This window comes from Flavobacterium flavipigmentatum (assembly GCF_020911905.1).
Classification (GTDB): Bacteria; Bacteroidota; Bacteroidia; order Flavobacteriales; family Flavobacteriaceae; genus Flavobacterium; species Flavobacterium flavipigmentatum.
In genome coordinates this window covers 4,093,796-4,117,209 of record NZ_CP087133.1, presented here as the reverse complement: position 1 = coordinate 4,117,209, position 23,414 = coordinate 4,093,796, and the positions used below count along the sequence as shown (strand labels likewise).

Below are 23,414 nucleotides of genomic sequence, written 5' to 3'. Positions count from 1 at the left end.
AATAATGAATGTTTATACTTAACTTGCAGTTAATTACAAATTATATGTTAAAAAATGAATATTAAAAAGGAAATAGTCTTAGTTTTTTGCTTTCTCCTTGGATTATCAATCCAAGCCCAAGATATGCAACAGGGTTTTACCAATTTAGAGAAAGGAGAATTTGCTCAAGCCGAAATTTTTTTCAGCAAAATTTTAAAGACATATCCAGATAATAAAACGGCAAAGCTATGTTACGGGAGAGCTGTCGGTTTAAATTCTAGTCCAGAAAAAGCTACAGTAATTTTTTCTGAACTACTAAAAACGTATCCAGATGATTTTGAAATCCAACTGAATTATGCAGAATGCATGTTATGGAATAAAAATTTTTCTGAGGCAAAACCTTATTATTTTGGTCTGATAGCAAAGCATCCCGAAAGTTTTCCGGCTTTGTTAGGCTATGCAAATACTTTGTCTAATTTAAAAGAATATAAGGAGGCTTTAATATATGTAAATAAAGCTTTGGCAGTTTCTGTTAAAAATCCAAATGCCTTGGTTTCTAAGAAATACATACGCATGGGATACGCCAATCAATTGGTACAACAACAAGATTATAATACTGCACTCTCTTTACTAGATGAAAATTTTGAGGATTTTCCGAAAGACAAGGAAACATTAATGAATAAAGCTAATATTTATTTAATGACTAAAGATAAAAAAAATGCAACTAAGACATATCAAGAAATAGCAGTGACTAAAAAGGATAGTTTGTTTTCTTTGAACGGATTATCATTGGTTGCGCATATAGCCGAAAGAGATAGCGAAGCTTTATCCATAGCCGAAAAAGCATTAAAAAAGAGCGAACTTATTGAGGATGTAAAATTACAAAATGAAACAAAAGAGCGTTATGTTCAGGCATTAATTTGGAATAAAAAATACAAAGAAGCAGCAGCAAAAATTAAGGAATACCAAATTAGCAATCCCAATGAAAATTGGGTATTAGCACTTTCTGCAACTTTAGGAATGTATCGCAGTGATTTTAAAGAAAGTATTGCTGACTACCAAAATATATTGGTCAACGATGCAAAATCATTCGATGGAAACTTAGGAATATCGAATGCTTATTTTGCGGATGGCGAACCATTAAAAGCTTATGAAGCAGTAGATACTACCTTAAGAATATTTGAAAATCAAAAAGATGCTGTCGGATTTCTAAAAAAATTAAATGAAAATTTCACACCAAGTGTAGAGGAGAAGTTCAGTTATTCATTTGATAATGGTAAGAATGAAGCGTACGCAACTAATACAGTTTTGAATTTTCCAATATCGACGAAATGGTCCTTTTTAGGGACTTATCAATACAGGAAGACCGAAAATACAGTCACTAAAAATTCGGCAACATCGAATGATTTTAAGTTAGGAGCACAGTGGCAATTTCATCCCAAAATAAATTTTAATGTTTTAGTAGGTTCAAGTAACGCGCGATCTTTTGTTAGTAGTTACAGTCAATTATTGGTAGATGTGTTTTTTAAGATAAAGCCCTTAAAATTGCAAGATTTAGAAGTGGGGTATAAGCGAGATATTCAGAATTTCAATGCTGATCTGGTAAGTAGAGAAATAACTGCTAATAATTTTTATTTCAATTATAATATTGGCACTAACTTCAAATTAGGATGGTTTACACAATATTTTTATAGCACTCAAAGTGATAGTAACCAGCGAAACTTATTGTTTACCTCGCTATATTATAATTTTTTATCAAAACCAATTTTAAAAGCTGGTTTTAATTATCAATTTATAGCCTTTCAAAAACAAGTACCAACAATTTATTTTAGTCCAAGTAAATTTAATGCTTATGAGATTTTTATTGATTTTTTGAAAGATGAAAAATCGGCTGAAAACAATACTATCTTTTATACACTAAGTGCTGCAACAGGATTTCAATACATTGAAAATGATAGCAAGCAATCGACTTATCGTGTGCAAGCTAAATTTGGCTATAAATTTTCAGATCGTTTTTTGGCTAACTTTTATGGTGTTAAAAGTAATATTGCTTCAGCTACGGCTGCTGGATTTCAATATACAGAAGTAGGTTTGCGTCTTAGATGGATGTTGACATCTAAACCAGTATTCAAAGTCAAGAAAAACGAGGAATAACAACTTTTTCAACTTAGTAATAAATATGTAGTATTGTTTTTTATAAAGATTGCTACAATAAATTCAAACGTTTCATCAAATCAGGTCGATTGGCACGACTTACAGGAATCACATCTTTACCAATTAAGACACTATTGTCCTCAATGTCAATAATTTTTTTTGTATTGATGATAAAGGAACGATGCACTTTTAAAAACAAATCTTTGGGTAATTTGTCTTCAATTTTTTTAAGAGTGGAGTGAACCACATAGTTTTTGTTTTCTGTTTTGATATGAATGTAATCTCCTTTGGCTTCTACAATATTGACCAAAGCAAATTCAATTTTGATCAAACGGCGATCGATATTAATATAAAATTCGTTTGCAGTATCTTCGATTATGCCTTTATTTACTATTGTTGTTACAGATGATGAAATAGCATTTGCTTTTTGAATTGCTTTTTGAAAACGATCTTCGGTAATAGGTTTGACTAAATAATCCACAATACATTCGTATTCAAAAGCTTCGATAGCAAAATTTTTATCAGAAGTTACCAGTATAATTTTAGGAGGATTTTTTATTGTCTGAATAAAATCGAAACCTGTGAAATCAGGCATGTGGATATCTAGAAAAATCAAATCGACCTCATTCTGATTCAGATACTTTATGGCATGCATAGCATTTGAGAACTCTTGTAACAAGTTTAATTGAGGGGTATTCTCAATCATTTTTTCTATGATGGCTCTTGCCATTTCTTCGTCGTCAATAATAATGCAATTCATAATATAAGCTGATATTATAATGCCAGACCAAGCTTTTTAAGGATCTTGAAAATAACTTCAAAGCCTGATTGAAAAGCCGTACTGATGTTTATGTAATTTTCGTACTATTCTTTAGCAATATAATAATTTTTTTTAAGACTTTGCTAATATAGAGTCAATAGCTGTATCAATATTTGGAAGAATTGAAATCGCTTGTGTAATTTTTGATGAAGCAATATTTTCAAGAAAATTTCCATGCATTTCAAAGTAGGGTATCAATGAAGCTAAACAGCTTTCCAGTAAAGGACGTTGATTAAAATTGAAAATTTTTACTCTGGGCAGCTTTGTGGGGTGTATTTCGAGGCTATAAAATCGCCCAAGTCTTTCTAGTCGATAAATGCATGGCAACTGCTTTATTCGGTAATCCATCTTTTGGGATCTTGATGATGGTAGCCAATTGATTTCTTAGAATTAAAAAAAGTACTGACCGCACCAAATACACAACTTTTATCTACCAGGAGAGCATTAATAAATACGGACTTGAAAACCTCTTAAGGCTCGGGGAGGCCTTCTAAAACAGCAGTTTAGTAGATTCTGGGAGATGATTGGTTTAATTTTTCCTGAAAATTTCACATTTTGAGATAGTAAAATCCAAATCGCTCGAATCAATGAAATGGTCAATTTTATTTATTTTTTCAAATAAAAATGCATCAAATTTTTAAATGATTAAAGACATTAAAATATGATTTGTTAGTATTTTATAAAATAAAAAAGGAAGGTGTCGAACACCTTCCTTTTTGTGGAGTCGCCGGGAATCGAACCCGGGTCCAAACAAGCAACTAAAGAGCTTTCTACACGTTTATTTCCTGATTAGATTTTCGATAGTATGCTGGGCCAGAAACAGCCACATACTACTTAGCTTCTTAATTTCGAAAACCACCCAAAGCTAGTGATAATCTAGGTCTATTTTTACGGTTCCCCTGTACTGACCGCCACAAACCAAGGCTTTCAAGGAGAATCCAGCTTTCCTATCTGATAGGAACGTGGCTTAATCTTACTATAATTCGGATTATGCAGCTAAAGCGTAGTTATTTTCGCCGTGTAAAAGTGTAAGATCTTATATTTACGAGCAAGGTCTCAATGCTCGACGTGCTTACTTTCCAATTCGACTTGCTGTCAAAACCAGTCGACCCCAAAAATGAATTTGCAAATTTAGACTTTTTGAACTTAGTTTTGTAATAAATCTTTCAGAAATTTTTTATTCCGCTTCTTCCTTAAATTTAAACGGATAGTCGCCAAAAATTGGCGCTAATTTGCGAATAGCATACGTTTTTCGAGTCATTTTATTTGATAAGGCAATAATAGTAACGTGCTCTTTCATCAATGTAATGTATGAAGAAGTATTTCCGTGCCACCAACCGTTATGAAAATAGAAATTCTGTCCGGTCTCCCAGTTAATCATCCTAATTCCTAATCCATAGTTTTTTTGTCCTTGTCGTTCGTTGCTGTAACCGGTATACACTTCTTTGAGCAAAGCAGGTTTTAGAAAATCGGGTGAATTTCTCGCACGATCAAATTTTAATAAATCTCTTGGTGTAGAAAAAATATTTTTATCACCATACACACAATCCAGATAATCAAAACCAATTTCGGCATTATTCCCTTTATACGATGGCACTATTTTTTTTCTGTCTTTTTCGTTATCAAAAACATAGGTATTTGTCATGTTCAGAGGCTTAAAAATCATCTGATACATGGCTTCTTTGTATCTAAGTCCGGTAATCTTTTCGATAATCAGTGCCAACATAGCATAATTGGTATTGCAATACGCAAAACGAGTACCAACAGGAGCTTCTAAACCTATGTTCTTGGTGGCCAGAATCTCCAGAATATCTTTATTTGTCAATTGATTGTGCCTGTCCCAAACCGATTTGTCCCTGTCTGTAAAATAGGCGTAGTTACGCATCCCGCTTCGGTGGCTTAACAACATTCTAATCGTACATTCATCATAAGGAAATGTCTTCAGAATCGTATTTACTTTTTGATCTAAAATAATTTTTCCCGCATTGACCAACTTTAAAACCGCTGTTGCAGTCAAAACTTTAGTTACAGATGCAATGTGTACAGGAGTAGTAGCGGTTATCTTAGTGCCTTCGTTTTTATTGGCGTAACCATTATATCTTTCAAAGAGAATATGACCGTTTCTGGCAACCAAAAAGCTTCCGTTCATGCTATTGTTGGGCCAGTTTTTGGTGTAAAAATGATTTATACTTCCTTTTATCGAATGAATATAATTGGCTGGTAACCTTTTTTCACGACCTAAAGGTTTCATTTTAGGGAGCGTATCTTCTATCGTTGAGACGGTTTTTTCTTTAGGTTTATTATTGTTCCCGCAACTACTTAAAACTAAAATTAGGAAAAGTATTTGTGGTATATTTGTTTTTTTAAGGAAATTCATTTGCATCGTTCTTTAAAAACAAATATATAGAATTCAATAGTTATGTTTTATCGTTTTTGTGAAGTTTCTAAGGTTGATTAGACAATTTTATTAAACCATTTTTATCTATTTGTTTGTGCATCAGATTATAAAGGCTTTTGCATTTTTAAATTTAGTAGAGGAAAATAAAAATTTAACTAAATTTGTTATATTTGAAACAAATTAGATTAAAAAAGTTATATTAATTAATTATATTAAAGCTGTATAAATGAAGTTTGGAATCATAAAAGAAAGAAAAAGCCCACCAGATCGTAGAGTTGTTTTTGCTCCGGAAGAATTGGCAAAACTGAAACAACAATATAATGAAGCTTCCATTGAAGTGGAAAGCTCTGATATTCGAATTTTTTCTGATCTTCAATACCAAAGTTTTGGGATTACTGTTACCGATGATCTTTCTGACTGTGATGTATTATTTGGTGTGAAAGAAGTACCAGTAGAAAATTTAATTCCAAACAAGGCGTATTTCTTTTTTTCTCATACCATAAAAAAACAGCCTTATAACAGAAAGCTCTTGCAAGCTATTTTGGACAAAAAAATAGATTTATATGACCATGAAACAATCGTAGATGAGCAAAATCGTCGTTTGATTGGTTTTGGAAAATATGCCGGAATGGTAGGTGTATATAACGGAATTCGTGCATTTGGAATAAAATTTGAATTATTTAAACTGCCAAAAGCGGAAACACTTGCGGGTAAAGATGCTTTGATCATGCAATTGAAGCGCATTACGTTGCCGCCTTTAAAGTTTGTTCTTACAGGAACTGGAAAAGTAGGAAGTGGAGCAGTTGAAATTCTAAAAGCAATAAAAGTTAAAGAAATTACTACTGAAAATTACCTGACAAAAAATTATACACAACCAGTTTATGTGCAATTGGATGTTTTAGACTACAACAAACGATTGGATGATCAAGTGCTTGGTTTTAATGATTTTATAGCACATCCCGAAGCGTATGTTTCTGATTTTGAAAGATTCACAAAAGTTTCTGATGTTTATTTTGCTGGACACTTTCACGGAAGTGGAGCTCCAATGATTTTAACTCAGCAAATGTTAAATGCAAGCGATTGCAAAATAAAAGTAGTAGCAGATATTTCTTGCGATGTAGGTGGACCAATTGCCTGCACACTTCGTTCTTCTACGATTGCAGAACCTCTGTACGGTTATTGGCCATTAGAAAACAAAGAAGTAGATGTTTTTCATCCTGCCGCAGTGGTCGTGATGGCTGTTGATAATTTGCCTTGCGAAATTCCGAAAGACGCCAGCGAAGGTTTTGGAGAACAGTTTATGGAGCATGTGATTCCTGCTTTCTTCAATGGTGATAAAGACGGAATTCTAGAAAGAGCCAAAATCACCGAAAAAGGAAAACTAACGCCAAGATTTAGCTATCTGCAGGATTATGTGGATGGAAAATAAAGTTTCTAGTTTTTTAGAAAAGAAGTTTCAAGTTTAAAAAGTTTCAGGTTTAAGGTTTCAAGTTAGTGGAACGTAGACATAGCGTAAAAAAAAATCCCATTCGTTTAACGGATGGGATTTTTTTTTAGGACTGAAACCTGAAACCTGAAACCTGAAACCTGAAACCTGAAACCTGAAACCTGAAACCTGAAACCTGAAACCTGAAACCTGAAACCTGAAACCTGAAACCTGAAACCTGAAACCTGAAACCTGAAACCTGAAACCTGAAACCTGAAACCTGAAACCTGAAACCTGAAACCTGAAACCTGAAACCTGAAACCTGAAACCTGAAACCTGAAACCTGAAACCTGAAACCTGAAACCTGAAACCTGAAACCTGAAACCTGAAACCTGAAACCTGAAACCTGAAACCTGAAACCTGAAACCTGAAACCTGAAACCTGAAACCTGAAACCTGAAACCTGAAACCTAAAACCTGAAACCTGAAACCTGAAACCTGAAACCTAAAACCTGAACAATTGCAATTAAACCATCTCCTCAGGTTTCACCCAAGCATCAAATTCTTCGGAGGTGACATAACCTAAACGAACAGCTTCTTCTTTAAGAGTAGTTCCGTTTTTGTGCGCAGTTTGGGCGATTTCAGCGGCTTTATAATATCCTATTTTTGTGTTCAATGCCGTTACCAGCATGAGAGAGTTGTCTACTAATTCTTTGATTCTTTTGTAGTTGGGTTCAATTCCCTGAGCGCAATGTTCATCAAAAGACACACATGCATCTCCCAATAGTCGCGCCGATTGCAGGAAGTTTGCAGCCATCATCGGTTTAAAAACATTGAGTTCGTAATGACCTTGCATACCGCCCACGGCAATAGCAACATCGTTCCCGATCACTTGTGCGCAAACCATAGTCAGCGCTTCGCATTGTGTTGGATTTACTTTTCCGGGCATGATAGAAGACCCTGGTTCGTTTTCGGGAATATGAATTTCGCCAATTCCAGAGCGTGGTCCAGAAGCCAGCATTCTAATGTCATTGGCTATTTTATTTAGAGAAACCGCCAATTGTTTTAATGCTCCATGCGTTTCTACAATGGCATCGTGGGCGGCCAAAGCTTCAAACTTGTTTTCGGCAGTTACAAAAGGATGATTGGTAAATTGTGCAATATATGTGGCCACTTTTACATCGTAGCCTTCTGGTGCATTAAGTCCTGTTCCTACAGCAGTTCCGCCTAAAGCGATTTCTGATAAATGTGCCAGTGTGTTTTTTAATGCTTTGATGCCGTAGTTTAATTGTGCTGCATATCCCGAAATTTCTTGCCCTAATGTTAGTGGCGTGGCATCCATAAGATGGGTGCGGCCAATTTTTACAACGTTTTTGAACTCGGTTGCTTTTTGGTGTAATGTATCTCTTAATTTTTCAACTCCCGGAAGGGTCGTTTCTACGACCATTTTGTAAGCTGCAATGTGCATCGCAGTAGGAAAAGTATCGTTGGAAGATTGCGATTTATTGACATCGTCGTTGGCTTTTATAAAAGGTTCGCCTTCGCCAATATTAAAGCCTTTAAGGACTTGTGCACGATTGGCAATGACTTCATTGACATTCATATTACTTTGTGTTCCTGAACCTGTTTGCCAAATAACCAAAGGAAATTGATCGTGTAGTTGGCCTGCCAAAATTTCGTCGCAAACGGCTGCAATAGCGTCTCTTTTTTCGGCGGGTAAAACACCTAAATCGGTATTGGCAAATGCGGCAGCTTTTTTAAGATAAGCAAAACCTTCTATGATTTCTTTGGGCATGGAGGATGCTGCGCCAATTTTGAAATTGTTTCTTGAACGTTCGGTTTGGGCTCCCCAATATTTGTCTGCCGGAACCTGAACTTCGCCCATGGTGTCTTTTTCTATTCTGTATTTCATGATTTTTTTGTAAAATGTTATCTGTAATTTGTGAAATGTTGTCTGAACTCTCTAAAATGTTATCTGTAATTTATGAAATCGCTCAACCAGATAGTATTGAATAAATTTTATTATGAAAACAAGTGTCCTAGCCCTGATGGGACCGACATCCTTTTTCTGGCTTCTTTAGCTAGGAAAAGATACAGGGGACAGCAGGAAACAGCTCCTGAAAACACTCATATTCTTGTGATTTAGTTAATTAAAAAATAATCGAAAGAAAAGCTTATTTAAAATGAGTTTAAATATACGGATTATTGTGATTTTATAAAAATTGATTTGGTTTTTATTGCTAACGAAAAATTTAAAACATACATTTGTACTTACATTCAAAAATTCCGGAAAACATGTTTGAATTTTCACAGTACTTAGGTTTTTTACTTTTCTTGACCATACTAACTATAGGGTTTTGGTTGATGTTTTTCTTGGTTGGTTTCGTAGGTTATTGGATAACTGGAGCCAGTGTAGAAATGATCAAAGAGAAAAGAGCAAAGAAAAAGCAAGAACAATCAATTTAATTTTGAATTGATTTCATAAAAAAAGGACCCGTTTGTACGAGTCCTTTTTTTTATGTCTTTTGTTGGATTATCCAGGGAATTCTCCACCACCGTTTTCGTCGCCACCATTTTTTGGAGCATTTTTATCTCTATCGGTTTTCTTTTTGTTGAAACGATACGTAAACGATAAGTTGAACTGTCGTCTACGGAACTGCATTTCGCCATAAGAGGTTTGATTTTCAAGATAGGTATATGACCTCATGACACGAGAATTGAAAATATCACTAACATTGAAGGCGACTGTTGCCTGTTCTTTTAAAATATCTTTGCTAAATGAAGTGTTCATTCCAAATTGTCCAAGGTTTTTACCCTGAGCTGTTTTTTGTTCACCATTGTACACGCCTGTTAACTGCCAGTCAATTTTATAAGGCAATGTAACTTTTGAGCTCATTCTAGCAAACCATGTATTGGCTTTGTTGTCCAGATTTTGAACTACAAGTTCTCCATTGGCATTTGTATAGCTGTTTTCTCCACTGGTTTTTACGTTATAAAGATTGAAGTTACTATTTAATCTCCACCATTTAAAAGGTGTATAATTTAATGTGAATTCGAAACCAAATTTTTGCTCTTTTCCTAAGTTGATAGGTCTGCTTAAAATGACAGGCACACCATTTACTTCTTCACCAGTAGGAGATCTCACAAAACTGAAAACATCTTTAGTATCTTCATAATAAGCAGAAGTATTAAAAGTTACTTTCTCCCAACGTTTGAGATAACCAACGTCATATTTGTCAGTTAAAGAGGGATCCAGATCTGGATTTCCTTGAAAAATATTGATATTACTTGAATAATTTACTGCAGGATTCATGAAACGTCCTCTTGGTCTTGACAGACGTTTACTGTAGCTGACAGAAAAATTACTCTGATCGGATATTTCATAACTAACAAATGCACTTGGAAACAAGTTGTTGTATTTTTTAGTATTAAAATCATTTGTATCTAAAAGGTTAACCTGAATATTGGTATCCTCCCAGCGTAAACCAAATAAATAAGAGAATTTGTTTACTTTGAAGCCGTACTGAGTGTAGATTGCATTGATGTTTTCTTTATACTCTAACGTATTGGATAAATTTGGAAGTGCGATACCGTTTTCGTCAAGAACATAATATTCATTGTTCAAATCGGCAAAGTTTCCTTTGTATCCTGCTTCAAACTGACTTCCTTCGCCGATTGGTAAAACATAATCTGCCTGCAACTGAACTTGTTTTTGAACCTGATCATTTAACGTATTGTTAAAATCATCTGTACCCGTAATAAGACTGTTGCTATCGTCTGTATTTCTTGAAATAGATAAATCGGCAGTTAATTTATGGCCTTCATTATTAAAGTTTTTGATCAAATTTGAGCTATATTCTACATTTTCGCTACTGGTATTTCCGTCATTCAATCGAAAAGTAGCACCTGTAAAATTACGAGAGGCATCATAATTATTATAATTGATCAAGTCTCTGTCTTCTCCGGTATTATTTTGATAATTAATAGAGTTGGTCCAAAAAGTAGTAGGGGTAATGGTCCATTCCAATCCCGCTCTTGCATTAAAACCGTCTCTGATTCTTTTGGTATCACGGTCTTCATCCAAAAAGTTTTTAGTTGTGCCGTCTTCGTTAAAATATTCTGAATCAGTTTTACCACGACCTTCATTGGTTCTGTAGTTGTAACCAGCAGTTGTAAAGTAATTTAATTTTTCAGTTTTATAATTTAAATTAGCGCTTAAACCGTACGTTTCTGGTATACCAGTTGAAGCAATAAAAGTTCCGTTAAAACCTTGATTTTTACCTTTTTTAAGAATGATATTAATTAATCCTGAACCTCCTTCTGCATCATAACGAGCTGATGGATTGGTAATCACTTCTACTTTATCAATAGCATCTGCCGGAAGTTGGCGCAATGCTTCTGCCATATTAATTGCGTTAGAAGGTCTTCCGTCAATTAATATTCGAATATTGTCACTTCCTCTTAAACTTACATTTCCTTCTGTATCTACAGAAACAGATGGTACATTGTCCAGAACATCGCTTACGGTTCCGCCTTTTACCATCATATCCTGACCTACGTTATATACTTTTTTGTCTAGTTTAATTTCTACCGTTGATTTTTCTGCACGAATGACAACTTCATTCAATTGTGCAGCATCTTCAGAAAGATTCACGGCACCAAGATTAGTGTCGCTTTCAATATTTTGTTGCTTAATTTCTGTTGCTTTAAAAGAGATAAATTCAATCTTAATATCATATATTCCCGGTGCAACGGCTACTTCAAATTCACCTTTTGGGTTGGTGATTCCTCCTGCAATAACTTTCGTGTCATTGGCCGACATGATAGAGATCGTGGCATATTCAAGAGGTTGTTTACTTACTTTTTCGAAAACTTTTCCGGTAACTTTAACTTTGTTTTTGGGTGATAGTGCTTGTTGAGCGTAGTTGTAAAAACTTGTAAAAAGAAATACAAGTATTACAGCAAATTTCAATTTTTTCATTGGTGTTTTGGGTTTCATTCAGTCTTTAGACTGAAAATGTACCTTTTGGTTTAATGATAAGAATCACAAAAATATGTTAATATTATTCTTTGCAATTATTCTAAAAAAGAAGCAACCTCATCTAAATCTCTACCAATAATGGCTTTTTTATCTTTTACTACAATGGGTCTTTCGATTAAAATAGGATGATCGACCATTGCCTGAATGATTTCGTTGTCTTGTAAGTTTTTGCTTTTATAGTTTTCGATCCATATTTTCTCTTTAATTCGAATCAATTGAATTGGTTTTATATTTAATTTTTCGAGTATAATTTTTAAATCCTCAAAAGATGGATTTTCAATGAGATACGGAATAATTTCGTACGGTTGATTGGTTTGCTCAATAAAAGCAAGACAGTTTCTGGATTTTCCACAACGTGGATTATGATAAATTTGTATCATTTTTGTATTTTTAGAGGATATAAAGGTAGTTAAAATAAAAAATAAGTATTTTAGCATTCCCCAAAAAAATTATTAGTTGTACAACTAAACTCTTATTTTTTAAACTTTCAAATGTATGTTTTTAGAACAAGGAATTTCACCAGAGAATAAATTTTGGAAATATCTTATTGGCTCGGTATTTATAATTGCGGCTTCATTTATCGGCCAAATACCGTTTTCAGTAGCGGTTCTTTATAAAAGTTATATAAACAAACAGGATTTTCCCAGCGAAAATGCTGTTATAATGAAAGTTTTTGAGCCCAATCTTACGTTGTTTTTAGTCATGCTCTCGTTTGTTTTTGCTTTTGCAGGAGTATTTTTTGTCGTAAAATATTGGCACAGTCAAACGTTGTTGTCTATTACCACTTCTCGAAAAAAAATAGATTGGAAACGTGTTTTTTTCTCCTTTGCGTTGTGGGCAACTTTTTCCGTAGTAAGTTTTTTTATTCTTTATTTTAATGCGCCAGACAAGTTTATCAGTAATTTTAAATGGGAGCCTTTTTTGATATTATGTTTTATAGGAGTAATTTTTATTCCTATACAAACCAGTACAGAAGAATATATTTTTAGAGGATATTTGATGCAGGGATTTGCCAATTTGGCTCATAATAAATGGTTTCCTTTAGTTATGACTTCACTTATTTTTGGTTCGATGCATTGGTTCAATCCAGAAGTCACCAAAATGGGAAGCATTGTCATGATTTATTATATCGGGACCGGTTTTTTATTGGGTATCATTACCTTAATGGACGAAGGTATAGAGTTGGTACTTGGTTTTCATGCTGCCAACAACCTCACGGGAGCATTACTGGTTACATCAGATTGGTCGGTTTTTCAGACGCATTCTATTTTTAGAGACTTGTCTGAACCTTCCGCTGGTTTTGATGTGATTTTGCCGGTGGTGATAGTATATCCTATTTTGCTTTATATTTTTTCAAAAAAATACAAATGGAGCGACTGGAAACAAAAATTAACGGGAAAAATAAATGTTGTAGAATCATCAAATCAATAGCGCTATGTCAAACTTAACACACCACAACGTACATAATTTTTTTAAATTAAATGGTCATCATTTTAATGCTAAAGAACTGGGGAATATTGCCTACAGTTATATTAAAGAAGGCGATCTTTACGAAAAAGCAATTGGCGAATTTTTGCTGGATTGGTTTGATAATAAAGAGTATATTGAAATGACGACATCCGGGTCTACAGGGCTTCCGAAGGAAGTTAGGCTTCAAAAACAAGCCATGATTCATTCGGCTCTGGCAACGGGTGATTTTTTTGATTTAAGCCCGGGTGATAAGGCGTTATTGTGTCTTCCGGTTAAATTTATTGCGGGAAAAATGATGCTTGTGCGAAGTTTAATTCTCGGTCTCGAAATAGACATCGTAGAACCAAGTCTTGATCCTTTGGCTAGAAATACAGTAAAATACGATTTTGTGGCTATGGTACCTTTACAGGTTCAAAATAGTATAAAACAATTAATAAATGTAAAGAAACTAATCGTAGGAGGCACAAAAATGGATGCTTCTCTAGAAGAAAAATTATTGTCTCTAAAAACGGAAGTTTACGAAACGTATGGCATGACCGAGACAATTACTCATATTGCCGCCAAGCGAGTAGGAGAGAAGGTTTTCTCTGTTTTGCCAAACGTAAAAATTGCAAAGGACGAAAGAGAATGTCTGGTGATTTATTTGCCTTCCGTATCTGCTGATCCTATCGTTACTAATGATTTGGTTGAACTTATAAACGACCGCCAATTTGTTTTTATTGGCCGAATAGATAACGTCATTAATAGTGGCGGTGTAAAATTGATTCCCGAACAAATTGAAGCAAAACTGACAGGAAAAATAAATGCACGATTTTTTGTAACAGGAGTTCTTGATATCGCTTTGGGCGAAAAATTAATTTTAGTCATTGAAGGTGAAAAACAAGAGTTTGCGTCAGATTTCTTTAATTTTTTGGGCAAATTTGAAAAACCCAAAGAAATTGTTTTTGTACCTAAATTTAAAGAAACAGGAAACGGCAAAATGCTCCGAAAGCCAAGTTTAGAATCCTAAAAAACAAAAATCCAAATTCCAAGTTTTAGTGTTGGAATTTGGATTTTATTATTTTAGAATTAAAAATTTATCCTTTTCTTTCTAAAAGCGCCATGTAAAAACCATCAAAACCTGACTCTGAAGCCAAAATTTTTCTGTCTTTGATAAAATTAAATTGTTGTCCAATTTCTGTTTTTAGAAATTTTTCTACTTGTTCCTGATTTTCAGAAGGCAAAACAGAGCAAGTTGCATATACTAATTTCCCGCCTGGTTTTACAATTTTAGAATAGCTTTCCAAAACTTCACTTTGTACTTTTCGAATGTTATCAATAAACTCCGGTTGCAATTTCCACTTAGCGTCAGGATTTCTTTTCAGTACTCCCAAACCACTACAAGGTGCGTCAATCAAAACACGGTCTGCTTTTTCGTGCAATTTTTTGATCACTTTTGTACTGTCAATAATGCGGTATTCTATGTTGAAAGCGCCGTTTCTTTTGGCTCTTAATTTCAATTGTTTCAATTTGCTTTCGTACAAATCCATTGCAATTAGTTGTCCTTTGTTTTCCATTAAAGAGGCAATATGCAATGTTTTTCCTCCTGCACCTGCACACGTATCTACAACTCGCATTCCTGGTTTTACATCAAGAAAACCAGCTACCAATTGTGAGTTGGCATCTTGTACCTCAAAAAGTCCTTGTTTAAAAGCGTCTGTCAAAAATACATTGGCTCTTTCTTTCAGAACCAAAGCTTCAGGTTGATCGTTTAAATATTCGGTTTCGATATTCAAATCCATCAAGGTGTTTCTAAGGTTTTCTTTGGTTCCTTTAAGTGTGTTGGTTCTTAAAATAACTTTGGCAGGTTGGTTTTGAGCAGCAATTTCTTTTGCCCATACTTTTTCGCCAAGTTCCTTTACGCCCAATTCGTCCATCCAGTCCGGAATGGATTCTTTTAATGCTCTAATTTTAGAAAGTTCGTCAAAACGTCCTTTTATTTTTCGCTCTGGCGTTCCTTCCAATTGTCTCCAATCTGGGATAGGATATCCTCTTAAAACTGCCCAAACAGAGAACATTCTCCAAAGATTGTCCCTGTCAAAAGGCTCTTTTACTTCGGCAATTTCTGAGTATAATCGTTTCCAACGAACAACTTCGTATATGGTTTCAGCAACAAACTTCCTGTCAGAACTTCCCCAACGTTTGTCTTTTTTTAAGGCTCTTGCTACCACTTTGTCTGCATATTCTCCTTCATTGAAAATTGCGTTCAAAGAATCGATGGTAGTATAAACTAAATTTCTGTGTAATCTCATTTTAATTATTTGATTTGCAAAGGTACTATTAATTGATTGAAAGTTAAATTTTTAATTTTGAATGTTATTTTGACTTTCAATAAAAAGAAAAAAAACACTCAGATAGTAACTAAATGAGTGTTTTTGAATGTATTTTAAAAGAATTTTTATTTTATTATTCGAGTTAATCCAATGTTTTCGGGAGCATGAAGCACCATTGGGAATTTCTCTATTTTCACAGAACTACTATCTAAACCGAAAGCTCTTTCTTCAGACAAACTTAGTTTCTTGATGAAGAAATAAGAGTTCATGATAATATTCTCATGCCATTTTAAATCACTATCATTCGAAAGGAATTTTTCTGATAATACAAATTTAAAGTCGCCAATAATATTGTTTTTGTTTAATGATTCATAACGGCTGGTAATATCTACTTCTCCTCGTTTTACCATATCTCGAATCACTTCACGAAACATTAAATTGATTTTGGTAGGTTCTCTAAATCCGAGATTAAAATCGATTCTATAAATATCATCTTTTACTATTTCGGTAACTTTATATTGCGTTTTATATGGTTCTGTCAAAATATTTACGTGTACAAACCAATAAATATCGGCTCTTTTTGGTCGCTTTTGCAAAATAGAATACATTACTTTTTGCTCTAATTCATCTACACGATTAGCATTTGTCATATATACCAAATGGGTAGCATATTTTGGAATCGTTAAGTCCTGACTCAATTCCATCAACACCTTTTTATAATCGTCAATCTTGACAATTTTGGTGTAACTTTTGTTAATTTTCTTAGCTAAATACCAAGTAGTCATTACAGAAATTAACAGAACGGCAATAATTAAAGTAACATATCCGCCTTCGCTAAATTTTGTAATGTTGGCAATCAAAAAGCTAAATTCAATTATTAAATAAATAGTAATCAACGGAATCATAAAATAGAGTTTTACTCTTTTCATGATTAAATAATAATTGAGTAAGATGGTTGTCATGATCATGCACAATACGATTGCAAGACCATAGGCATGCTCCATATTACTTGATTTTTCAAAATGTAAAACGATTCCAACACAACCAAAAAATAACAACCAGTTGATTGACGGAATGTACAATTGACCTTTGACTTCTGTAGGGTATTTGATTTTTACTTTTGGCCAGAAGTTTAGTCGCATCGCTTCATTTATCAAAGTAAACGAACCGCTAATAAGTGCTTGAGAGGCAATAACAGCAGCCAAAGTAGCGATAACAATACCCGCCGGCTGAAACCAATCTGGCATGATTAGGTAGAATGGATTTCCGTTTTCACCGCCTAAACCTTTAAGTGTTTGACCTTCATTATTTATAAGATAAGCTGCTTGTCCAAAATAATTTAAAACCAAAGTTATCTTAACAAAAATCCAACTAATTCTGATGTTTTTGCGTCCGCAATGTCCCATATCCGAATACAAAGCTTCTGCTCCCGTTGTACACAAAAACACAAAGCCAAGTACAAAAAAGCCATCCGGATGTATTTGTAATAAGTGATAAGCATAATAAGGGTTGATTGCTTTTATTACTTCAGGGTGATCTAAGATTTGAATTATTCCTAACGTACCTAACATGGCGAACCAGATTAGCATCATCGGAGCAAAGAATTTTCCAACTAGTTTGGTCCCAAATTGTTGTATAGTAAATAAAACGAACAAAATTCCGATAACGATCGGGATCGTGTTTATCTCCGGATAGTAGGTTTTTATTCCTTCTACGGCAGACGAAACCGAAATCGGCGGTGTTATAATTCCATCAGCTAATAAGGCACTTCCTCCAATAATGGCGGGCACAATGAGCCATTGAATTTTTGTTTTTTTTACCAAAGCATACAAAGCAAAAATGCCTCCTTCACCATGGTTGTCAGCGCTTAAAGTGATAAGGACATACTTTATAGTAGTTTGTAAAGTTAATGTCCAAAAAACGCAGGAGATACCCCCTAAAACGATATCTGCATCAATGGTATGTTCACCAAGTATGGCTTTCATTACATATAAAGGAGAAGTACCAATATCTCCGTAAATAATTCCTAATGTGATCAATAAACCTCCTACAGACAACTTACTATGTAAGTTTTTATGTGATGCGCTCATGTATGTTTTTATAAAAGACGGTTGCAAATTTACTGTTTTAAAATAAATTAACGTCAATTATAATTAAAAAGATAAAAAAAAGCACAATCGTAAAATTGTGCTTTTTAGTTATCGTGAATTCTCTTAATTTAAATTCTTCTGCCACCACCTCTAGAAGAGGAAGAACTTTCTCTTGAGCCTTGATTACCCCTTGCTTCCTGATTGCCCCTCGGAGCTTCGGAGCGTTGAGTGGCTTGTGGTCTCGAAGTACTGTTTCTGTTTTCTGAGTTGCTTCTGTTTTGAGAATAATTTCTTTGCGACTCTGTTGCTCTTTGCTCAGTAGCAACTCTGTTAGTATTATTTCTGCTTTCTGAATTTCCTCTTGAAGAACTCATATTATTTTCGCCGTAGCTTCTTTGAGATTCTACTCTTCTTGTACTTTCAACTCTTGCGGGAGTAGCTGCTTTTACAGTATTATCTCTATTGTATGCAACTCGCTCTGTATTATAATTTTTGTTTGATGATCCTCTATTTTCGGTGTAATTTCTATTTTTATTATCTAAAGATGAAGATCTTCCTTCGTTTGATCTGTTAGCATTAGTGTAAACACCATTGCTTCTGCTGGATTGTCTACTTGCAACACGTCTTTGATCTAATTCGTATCTGTTGTTTACATTTGAATTTCTTTGCGAAAAACTATGATTAGGACGCATTTTTTCGTACCCATAAGCACGTCTTGTTTCACAGATGGCAGGAGCTCTATAGCTTCTTCTATAGTTTACATAGTTGTAATTGTTGCTTACATTAATACAAACATTGATGTTTCTTCTGTATCTGTAAATAGGGTAAGGTCTCCATGCATAGTAATAGGTAGGATAAACATTCCATGTGCAGCTAGAGTAATAAGGTCTGTAATTATTTACCCAAAACGATGTGTAAATTACTGGAGATACATGGTAAACTGGCTCATAAATATAATTGTCTCCATATAAATAAGAGTTTCCTACCACCTGTACGCTTACTTTGTTGTAATTGTCTCTTTCAACATCAATTGTTGCAATGTCTTGGTAAACATCTCTGTCTAATACCGCCTGAATTATAACAACGTGCGTTCTGTTTTCTACAGATTCTATTACACGTAAATAATCAACATCGTTGTCGTCATTTAAATCAAGATTCGAAATTTGAAATTTTGGATCGTTTAAACGTCTCTCAAAATCTTGTAAGTTATTCGATTCTCCAAAAATAGAAGCAACAGCTCTTAGATCTAAATTATCGCTTATATCTGAATTTTTTGCATAAACAGTTGTTTGAGCCTGAACTTGAAAAGTGCTAAAACCCAAAGTTAGCATTGCTATTAAAAGTAGATTGGTTTTCATGGCAAATCATTTTTAAGATTAATATTCTGAGATATCCAATTACTGTGCCAGAAAAAAAGCGAAAGCTTTTCATATCTTATAAATAATTGTATTTTAGCGCAAAAAAAAATCTGTATGAGAAAATTAGTTTTGTTTCTAGGAGCCTTTGTTTTATTAATGTCTTTTAGAACTGCAAATGATGGTAACAAGCGCGCATTATATTATGGTTTTACATCTATGCAAGTAGATACTTTATTTCAGGATAAAATCAGTATTCGTGCCATTGCTATTGATGGTGATAAAGTATGGTATGGAGCAGATAACTCTCGTTTTGGTTATTATGATTTGAGTAAAAAGTCAAGATTTGAGGAGCATATTTATCGTGATACGCTTAAATTAGAGTTTAGAAGTATTGCACAAACTTCGCAAAATATCTATTTATTAAGTGTTGCTAACCCGGGATTATTGTATCAGGTTTCTAAAAAAACGCAAAAAGTAAAATTGGTTTACAAGGAAATTCATTCAAAAGTTTTTTACGATAGTATGCAATTTTGGAATGAAAATGAAGGAATCGCTATTGGAGATCCAACAGAAGATACTTTTTCGGTTATTGTAACCCGTGATGGTGGCGAAACTTGGGCAAAATTATTGTCTGATAAATTACCAACAAATGCTGTTGGCGAAGGCGCTTTTGCAGCCAGTAATACAAATGTGGTAGTCAAAGGAGATGATACATGGATCGTTTCTGGTGGAAAAAAATCACGTGTTTTTTATTCGGGAGATAAAGGAAAAACATGGAAAGTGATCGATACCCCTATCATACAAGGAAAAGCAATGGCTGGAATTTTTACAGCCGATTTTTATGATTCTAAACACGGAATTATAGCCGGTGGAGATTTTGAAGATCTGGATAAAAAGACAGACAATAAAGCGATAACCAATGATGGTGGTCAAACTTGGCAATTAGTAGCTCAGGACAAAGGATTTGGATATGCTTCTTGTGTGCAATATGTACCGGGTACGAATGCCAAAGAATTAGTTTGCGTGGGACAATCAGGAATAATGTACTCACTGGACGGAGGAGTAAATTGGATAAAATACTCTAATGATAATTCACTTTTTACCATTCGTTTTATCAACAAAACTACTGCAATTGCTGCGGGATACAATAAGGTAGTTAGACTTCGTTTTAAGAGACAAGAGCCTTAATTAAATATATAACATCAGTTAAATAGAAAGAACCCTAAATAATAAAGTAAGTATTATTATATAGGGTTCTTTCAGCTGTTGTTTCTTTGGGTAATTAATTTTTACCTGCTTTGTCTCTGTATTGCTTTAATAATTTTCTATTAAAATCATCTTCCGATTTTTTAAGCTTTAATATCTTTTTTGCCGAAAGTATTTTTTTTAGGCTTTGAATGTATTTTTCTTTTAACAAATACAATTCTTTATCTGTACTTTCTATTTGTGATAAAAGCGTAGTAGCCTCTTTTTCTGAAATCGAATTAATAGTATCGTCATTCAATTTGCGTAGATACGTTTTCATCTTATCATGACGCAATTCAAATTGTTTGTCATCATAAGCGTTATAAATCGGCCAAAATTTTTCAGCTTCTGCTGAAGTAAGTTCGAGTTCAGTCGTTAAAAAAGCAACTTTGTATTCTTTTATTTTTTCACGTTTTTCATCTAGGTTTCCATTTTGTGCATAAAATGAAAAGCTGACCAGAAAGAAAAGTATTGATAGTATGTTTTTGATTTTCATCTTTTTAAAATTTAGTTATTCCGAAATTAAGTTTTCAATATTTGGATTAGATGATAAAATATCTTCTATCGTTTCATCTTCAAGTGCTACATTTTTGCCCAATTTTTGAATGTCAGTATTGTCTAATTCTTTAATTAAATCATATTGGTTTAAATTTGACTGATACGATAAATAGGTTTCTAAAGTCTCAGCATCAAGTTCTTTTGATTTGCTATTGTAATTATTTACTATCGGAATCATTAATCCGATCAAGATTACAGCTGCAGCAAACATAGAGATCACTTTTTTACGTCTGTTAAGGGCAATAACTTTTACTTCTTTTTTGTCTACTTGTTCCAAAACCTTAGTCGAAAAAGTATCAAAATAATCCTCAGGAGTTTTAAATCCAGATTTAATTTTTGGCTCGTTTTCTAATTTAAATGTTTTCATAGTGTCTATAAGATATCTGTTTTGCCAAAAGGTTTAATTTGTGGTAACATATAATTCAATTTTTTTTACAGCATGATGATAGGAAGCTTTTAATGCACCCACAGAAGTACCCAAAATTTCGGCTATTTCTTCATATTTTAATTCTTCAAAATACTTCATTTTAAAGACCAACTGCTGTTTTTGAGGCAATGTTGCTATCGCTTTTTGAAGTTTTATCTGAATCTCGCTTCCATCAAAATATACATCGGCAGGAAGATTGTCAATGGTTTTATTTTGTAAAGCTTCAGATGTGAGCTGGTTTAATTTTGCCTTTTGATTTAAAAAAGTCAACGCTTCGTTAGTAGCTATGCGGTACATCCATGAAAACAATTTGCTTTCACCTTTGAAATTTTTTAAATATTGAAAAACTTTTACAAATGTATTTTGCAAAACATCATCGGCATCATCATGATTCAAAACAATGTTCCGAATGTGAGAATACAAAGGTCTTTGATATTCTGACAAGAGTTTTTGAAACGCAGTATTTTGCGTTTTAGGATTTAATAATTGTGCTATAAATTCCTCCTCGTTTGTCAAGTCTGATTCTTTATCTTGTTAGAATGAATTTAGGACAAAAGGTTTAAAACGAAACTTTTTTTTAAAATTCAGATTGCTCTTCTTCTTGTTTAGCAGGTTTTTCTACTGGCGTAGGAATAGGTTCTGTAGTTTGAGGTTTGTAGACAGGAGCTATTGTTATCGGTGCTACTTTTGGTTTTACCGGCAAATAGATTTCAGTCATTAGTTTTGACGGACTTTTAACATCCATTTTGTTAATTGCTAAAATTTCCAGATGTGACCAGCTAAGTTCTGGGGTTAATTTTTCTTTGTTGATAAAGACTCTGGTTTTTGTAATGGCTTTGTCTAAATGCGTGTAGTCTCCCGTTAATGTAGATTTTACGGCTTCAAAAGAATTGAGTTTTCCAGCCAAAATATCACTTCCGGAACTGGTAAAAATTTCTTTATTAATAGGCAAACAGATCGATATTTTTGCCAGACCCGTAACGGTGTCGTACGTATGGTAAATGATAAAAGGTTTTCCTCTCTGAATTAAATTACCCGTTTTACAAAACTCCATAAGTTTCGGAATTACGATACGCGCATTTTTATTAACTTTTTTTATTTCGCTAGTAAAAGTTTGCTTGATGTAAAAAACTTCAGTTTTCTTAACGAGACCGTTTACTTTTATTGCAAAAGTCTTGGTTTCGTAATCTAAATTTTTATCAATATTGGCCAAGCTTTTTTCTGAAATTGTTCCAATTATATTATCTGACCCACCATTTAAAGCCGTGTAGATTTTAAATAAAAAACTCATTGTTCCTGTAGCTTTCCATGTCACTTTTGTTTTTCCGGCCAGAGTATCTTTAAAAATCCAATTAATATCTGCTTCATTACCGTCGTAGTTCATTTTCTGATGAATACTTTCGCCTTCTTTGGCTTCCAATGTTATCGCATTTCCCGTTCCCTCATCCCCACTCCAGGAATAAGAAGCGCCATTACCAATCGTTTTTTCAGGAAATACAATTTTTACAGACGGATCTTCAACTGCCCATGATTCAAAATCTTCAAAGTTTCTAAAATCATTTACATAACTATAAACAGTAGCTTTTGGTGAATTGATCACTTTACTTCTTTCTACAGAAAAATCGCCTTTTTGAGTCGCTACAAAAACGGTGAGAGCAATAAAGCTTAGTAATAATAAAAGGAATAAATATTTTAAGATTTTCATCGGTAATGTATTGTTTGAGTCGTAAAGTTATAAATTTTATTAGTAGTCGTACTATAAGAAAGCAAAATATTACTCGCTTTTTGAAAATAGTGGTTCAAACAAAAAACGTTTTTAGACAAAAAATAACAAACCTTTGCGGGTATAAATCTTAAAAATATTTTTGAATTAAATCCCTAAAAATTTAGCCGAATTATCGCTTCAAAAATATTTTAATGACAAAAAGGATCGTGATAAAAAGAAGAAAAGCGATCAATACTTTATAATTTCCTTTGTAAAAAATCTTGTGTAATGCTAAATCTTTTCTATAAGCAAATACAATAGCTATTACAAATGCGATAAAAAAACATAATCCAAATATTAATTGTCCCTGACTAAACATGATTTTAATTTTTTTTGACAAAAATAGCTAATTGTATATGAATTGTTGCTAAT

At 33.6% G+C, this 23,414-nt stretch carries 18 protein-coding genes and 1 other RNA gene; 6 read left to right on the top strand and 13 right to left on the bottom strand.

Features of this window, described 5'->3' with window-relative positions:
- Positions 1-54 precede the first annotated feature (54 nt).
- Positions 55-2,133, top strand: coding sequence for a tetratricopeptide repeat protein (locus tag LNP22_RS17355; protein WP_229974575.1), 2,079 nt, complete (start codon positions 55-57; stop codon positions 2,131-2,133).
- A gap of 52 nt (positions 2,134-2,185) precedes the next feature.
- Here LNP22_RS17355 and LNP22_RS17350 read toward each other — a convergent pair whose 3' ends face one another.
- From LNP22_RS17350 to LNP22_RS17340, 3 genes are all read right to left on the bottom strand, one after another.
- Positions 2,186-2,893, bottom strand: coding sequence for a LytR/AlgR family response regulator transcription factor (locus tag LNP22_RS17350; protein WP_229974574.1), 708 nt, complete (start codon positions 2,891-2,893; stop codon positions 2,186-2,188).
- 776 nt (positions 2,894-3,669) lie between these two features.
- Positions 3,670-4,066: a transfer-messenger RNA gene (ssrA, locus tag LNP22_RS17345) on the bottom strand.
- Positions 4,067-4,130: 64 nt separating this feature from the next.
- Positions 4,131-5,336, bottom strand: coding sequence for a serine hydrolase domain-containing protein (locus LNP22_RS17340; protein WP_229974573.1), 1,206 nt, complete (start codon positions 5,334-5,336; stop codon positions 4,131-4,133).
- A 241-nt stretch (positions 5,337-5,577) separates the two neighbouring features.
- Between LNP22_RS17340 and LNP22_RS17335 the strand changes: the two genes are divergently transcribed.
- Positions 5,578-6,780, top strand: a complete 1,203-nt coding sequence (locus tag LNP22_RS17335) for an NAD(P)-dependent oxidoreductase (RefSeq protein ID WP_229974572.1) — start codon at positions 5,578-5,580, stop codon at positions 6,778-6,780.
- A gap of 522 nt (positions 6,781-7,302) precedes the next feature.
- On the opposite strand, the gene fumC is transcribed toward LNP22_RS17335, so the two are convergent.
- Positions 7,303-8,688, bottom strand: a complete 1,386-nt coding sequence (gene fumC, locus LNP22_RS17330) for a class II fumarate hydratase (protein ID WP_229974571.1) — start codon at positions 8,686-8,688, stop codon at positions 7,303-7,305.
- A gap of 383 nt (positions 8,689-9,071) precedes the next feature.
- On the opposite strand from fumC, the gene LNP22_RS17325 reads away from it, so the two are divergent.
- The gene (locus LNP22_RS17325; protein WP_229974570.1) at positions 9,072-9,242 is read left to right on the top strand and encodes a hypothetical protein; all 171 of its coding nucleotides are present in this window, start codon (positions 9,072-9,074) and stop codon (positions 9,240-9,242) included.
- A 67-nt stretch (positions 9,243-9,309) separates the two neighbouring features.
- Here the strand turns inward: LNP22_RS17325 and LNP22_RS17320 are convergent, their stop codons facing one another.
- Complete coding sequence (locus LNP22_RS17320) at positions 9,310-11,757, bottom strand: TonB-dependent receptor (protein WP_229974569.1); 2,448 nt, start codon at positions 11,755-11,757, stop codon at positions 9,310-9,312.
- A gap of 95 nt (positions 11,758-11,852) precedes the next feature.
- Positions 11,853-12,197, bottom strand: a complete 345-nt coding sequence (arsC, locus tag LNP22_RS17315) for an arsenate reductase (glutaredoxin) (protein WP_229974568.1) — start codon at positions 12,195-12,197, stop codon at positions 11,853-11,855.
- 115 nt (positions 12,198-12,312) lie between these two features.
- On the opposite strand from arsC, the gene LNP22_RS17310 reads away from it, so the two are divergent.
- Together LNP22_RS17310 and LNP22_RS17305 are read left to right on the top strand one after the other, a co-directional pair.
- Positions 12,313-13,248, top strand: coding sequence for a CPBP family intramembrane glutamic endopeptidase (locus LNP22_RS17310; RefSeq protein ID WP_229974567.1), 936 nt, complete (start codon positions 12,313-12,315; stop codon positions 13,246-13,248).
- A gap of 4 nt (positions 13,249-13,252) precedes the next feature.
- Positions 13,253-14,296 carry an AMP-binding protein gene (locus LNP22_RS17305; RefSeq protein WP_229974566.1) on the top strand — a complete coding sequence of 348 codons (1,044 nt, stop codon included), beginning with the start codon at positions 13,253-13,255 and terminating at the stop codon, positions 14,294-14,296.
- Between the two features lie 67 nt (positions 14,297-14,363).
- Here LNP22_RS17305 and LNP22_RS17300 read toward each other — a convergent pair whose 3' ends face one another.
- The 3 genes from LNP22_RS17300 to LNP22_RS17290 form a co-directional block, all read right to left on the bottom strand.
- Positions 14,364-15,578, bottom strand: a complete 1,215-nt coding sequence (locus tag LNP22_RS17300; RefSeq protein WP_229974565.1) for an RsmB/NOP family class I SAM-dependent RNA methyltransferase — start codon at positions 15,576-15,578, stop codon at positions 14,364-14,366.
- A 146-nt stretch (positions 15,579-15,724) separates the two neighbouring features.
- Positions 15,725-17,689: a KUP/HAK/KT family potassium transporter gene (locus tag LNP22_RS17295; protein WP_210666340.1), complete on the bottom strand. Its 1,965-nt coding sequence runs from the start codon at positions 17,687-17,689 to the stop codon at positions 15,725-15,727.
- A gap of 128 nt (positions 17,690-17,817) precedes the next feature.
- Positions 17,818-19,047 (bottom strand): hypothetical protein, encoded by a 1,230-nt coding sequence (locus tag LNP22_RS17290; RefSeq protein ID WP_229974564.1) that lies wholly within the window; start codon positions 19,045-19,047, stop codon positions 17,818-17,820.
- A gap of 114 nt (positions 19,048-19,161) precedes the next feature.
- Here LNP22_RS17290 and LNP22_RS17285 point away from each other — a divergent pair, with 114 nt between their 5' ends.
- The gene (locus LNP22_RS17285; RefSeq protein WP_210666338.1) at positions 19,162-20,235 is read left to right on the top strand and encodes a WD40/YVTN/BNR-like repeat-containing protein; all 1,074 of its coding nucleotides are present in this window, start codon (positions 19,162-19,164) and stop codon (positions 20,233-20,235) included.
- A gap of 94 nt (positions 20,236-20,329) precedes the next feature.
- Here LNP22_RS17285 and LNP22_RS17280 read toward each other — a convergent pair whose 3' ends face one another.
- The 4 genes from LNP22_RS17280 to LNP22_RS17265 all read right to left on the bottom strand — a co-directional run bounded on the left by LNP22_RS17280 (position 20,330) and on the right by LNP22_RS17265 (position 22,982).
- Positions 20,330-20,788 carry a sensor of ECF-type sigma factor gene (locus LNP22_RS17280; RefSeq protein WP_210666337.1) on the bottom strand — a complete coding sequence of 153 codons (459 nt, stop codon included), beginning with the start codon at positions 20,786-20,788 and terminating at the stop codon, positions 20,330-20,332.
- 15 nt (positions 20,789-20,803) lie between these two features.
- Entirely contained in the window at positions 20,804-21,217 is a 414-nt protein-coding gene (locus LNP22_RS17275; protein WP_229974563.1) for a hypothetical protein, read from the bottom strand.
- 33 nt (positions 21,218-21,250) lie between these two features.
- Positions 21,251-21,793 (bottom strand): RNA polymerase sigma factor, encoded by a 543-nt coding sequence (locus LNP22_RS17270; RefSeq protein ID WP_229974562.1) that lies wholly within the window; start codon positions 21,791-21,793, stop codon positions 21,251-21,253.
- A gap of 61 nt (positions 21,794-21,854) precedes the next feature.
- On the bottom strand, positions 21,855-22,982 hold the full coding sequence (locus LNP22_RS17265) for an SRPBCC family protein (RefSeq protein WP_229974561.1): 1,128 nt from the start codon (positions 22,980-22,982) through the stop codon (positions 21,855-21,857).
- Positions 22,983-23,414: the final 432 nt, after the last annotated feature.

Coding starts and splice junctions, on each gene's coding strand:
- LNP22_RS17310 (WP_229974567.1), top strand. CDS start 12,313: ATGTTTTTAGAACAAGGAATTTCACCAGAGAATAAATTTTGGAAATAT.
- LNP22_RS17350 (WP_229974574.1), bottom strand. CDS start 2,893: ATGAATTGCATTATTATTGACGACGAAGAAATGGCAAGAGCCATCATA.
- LNP22_RS17280 (WP_210666337.1), bottom strand. CDS start 20,788: ATGAAAATCAAAAACATACTATCAATACTTTTCTTTCTGGTCAGCTTT.
- LNP22_RS17265 (WP_229974561.1), bottom strand. CDS start 22,982: ATGAAAATCTTAAAATATTTATTCCTTTTATTATTACTAAGCTTTATT.
- fumC (WP_229974571.1), bottom strand. CDS start 8,688: ATGAAATACAGAATAGAAAAAGACACCATGGGCGAAGTTCAGGTTCCG.
- arsC (WP_229974568.1), bottom strand. CDS start 12,197: ATGATACAAATTTATCATAATCCACGTTGTGGAAAATCCAGAAACTGT.
- LNP22_RS17325 (WP_229974570.1), top strand. CDS start 9,072: ATGTTTGAATTTTCACAGTACTTAGGTTTTTTACTTTTCTTGACCATA.
- LNP22_RS17320 (WP_229974569.1), bottom strand. CDS start 11,757: ATGAAAAAATTGAAATTTGCTGTAATACTTGTATTTCTTTTTACAAGT.
- LNP22_RS17355 (WP_229974575.1), top strand. CDS start 55: ATGAATATTAAAAAGGAAATAGTCTTAGTTTTTTGCTTTCTCCTTGGA.
- LNP22_RS17285 (WP_210666338.1), top strand. CDS start 19,162: ATGAGAAAATTAGTTTTGTTTCTAGGAGCCTTTGTTTTATTAATGTCT.
- LNP22_RS17335 (WP_229974572.1), top strand. CDS start 5,578: ATGAAGTTTGGAATCATAAAAGAAAGAAAAAGCCCACCAGATCGTAGA.
- LNP22_RS17300 (WP_229974565.1), bottom strand. CDS start 15,578: ATGAGATTACACAGAAATTTAGTTTATACTACCATCGATTCTTTGAAC.
- LNP22_RS17340 (WP_229974573.1), bottom strand. CDS start 5,336: ATGCAAATGAATTTCCTTAAAAAAACAAATATACCACAAATACTTTTC.
- LNP22_RS17275 (WP_229974563.1), bottom strand. CDS start 21,217: ATGAAAACATTTAAATTAGAAAACGAGCCAAAAATTAAATCTGGATTT.
- LNP22_RS17290 (WP_229974564.1), bottom strand. CDS start 19,047: ATGAAAACCAATCTACTTTTAATAGCAATGCTAACTTTGGGTTTTAGC.
- LNP22_RS17305 (WP_229974566.1), top strand. CDS start 13,253: ATGTCAAACTTAACACACCACAACGTACATAATTTTTTTAAATTAAAT.
- LNP22_RS17295 (WP_210666340.1), bottom strand. CDS start 17,689: ATGAGCGCATCACATAAAAACTTACATAGTAAGTTGTCTGTAGGAGGT.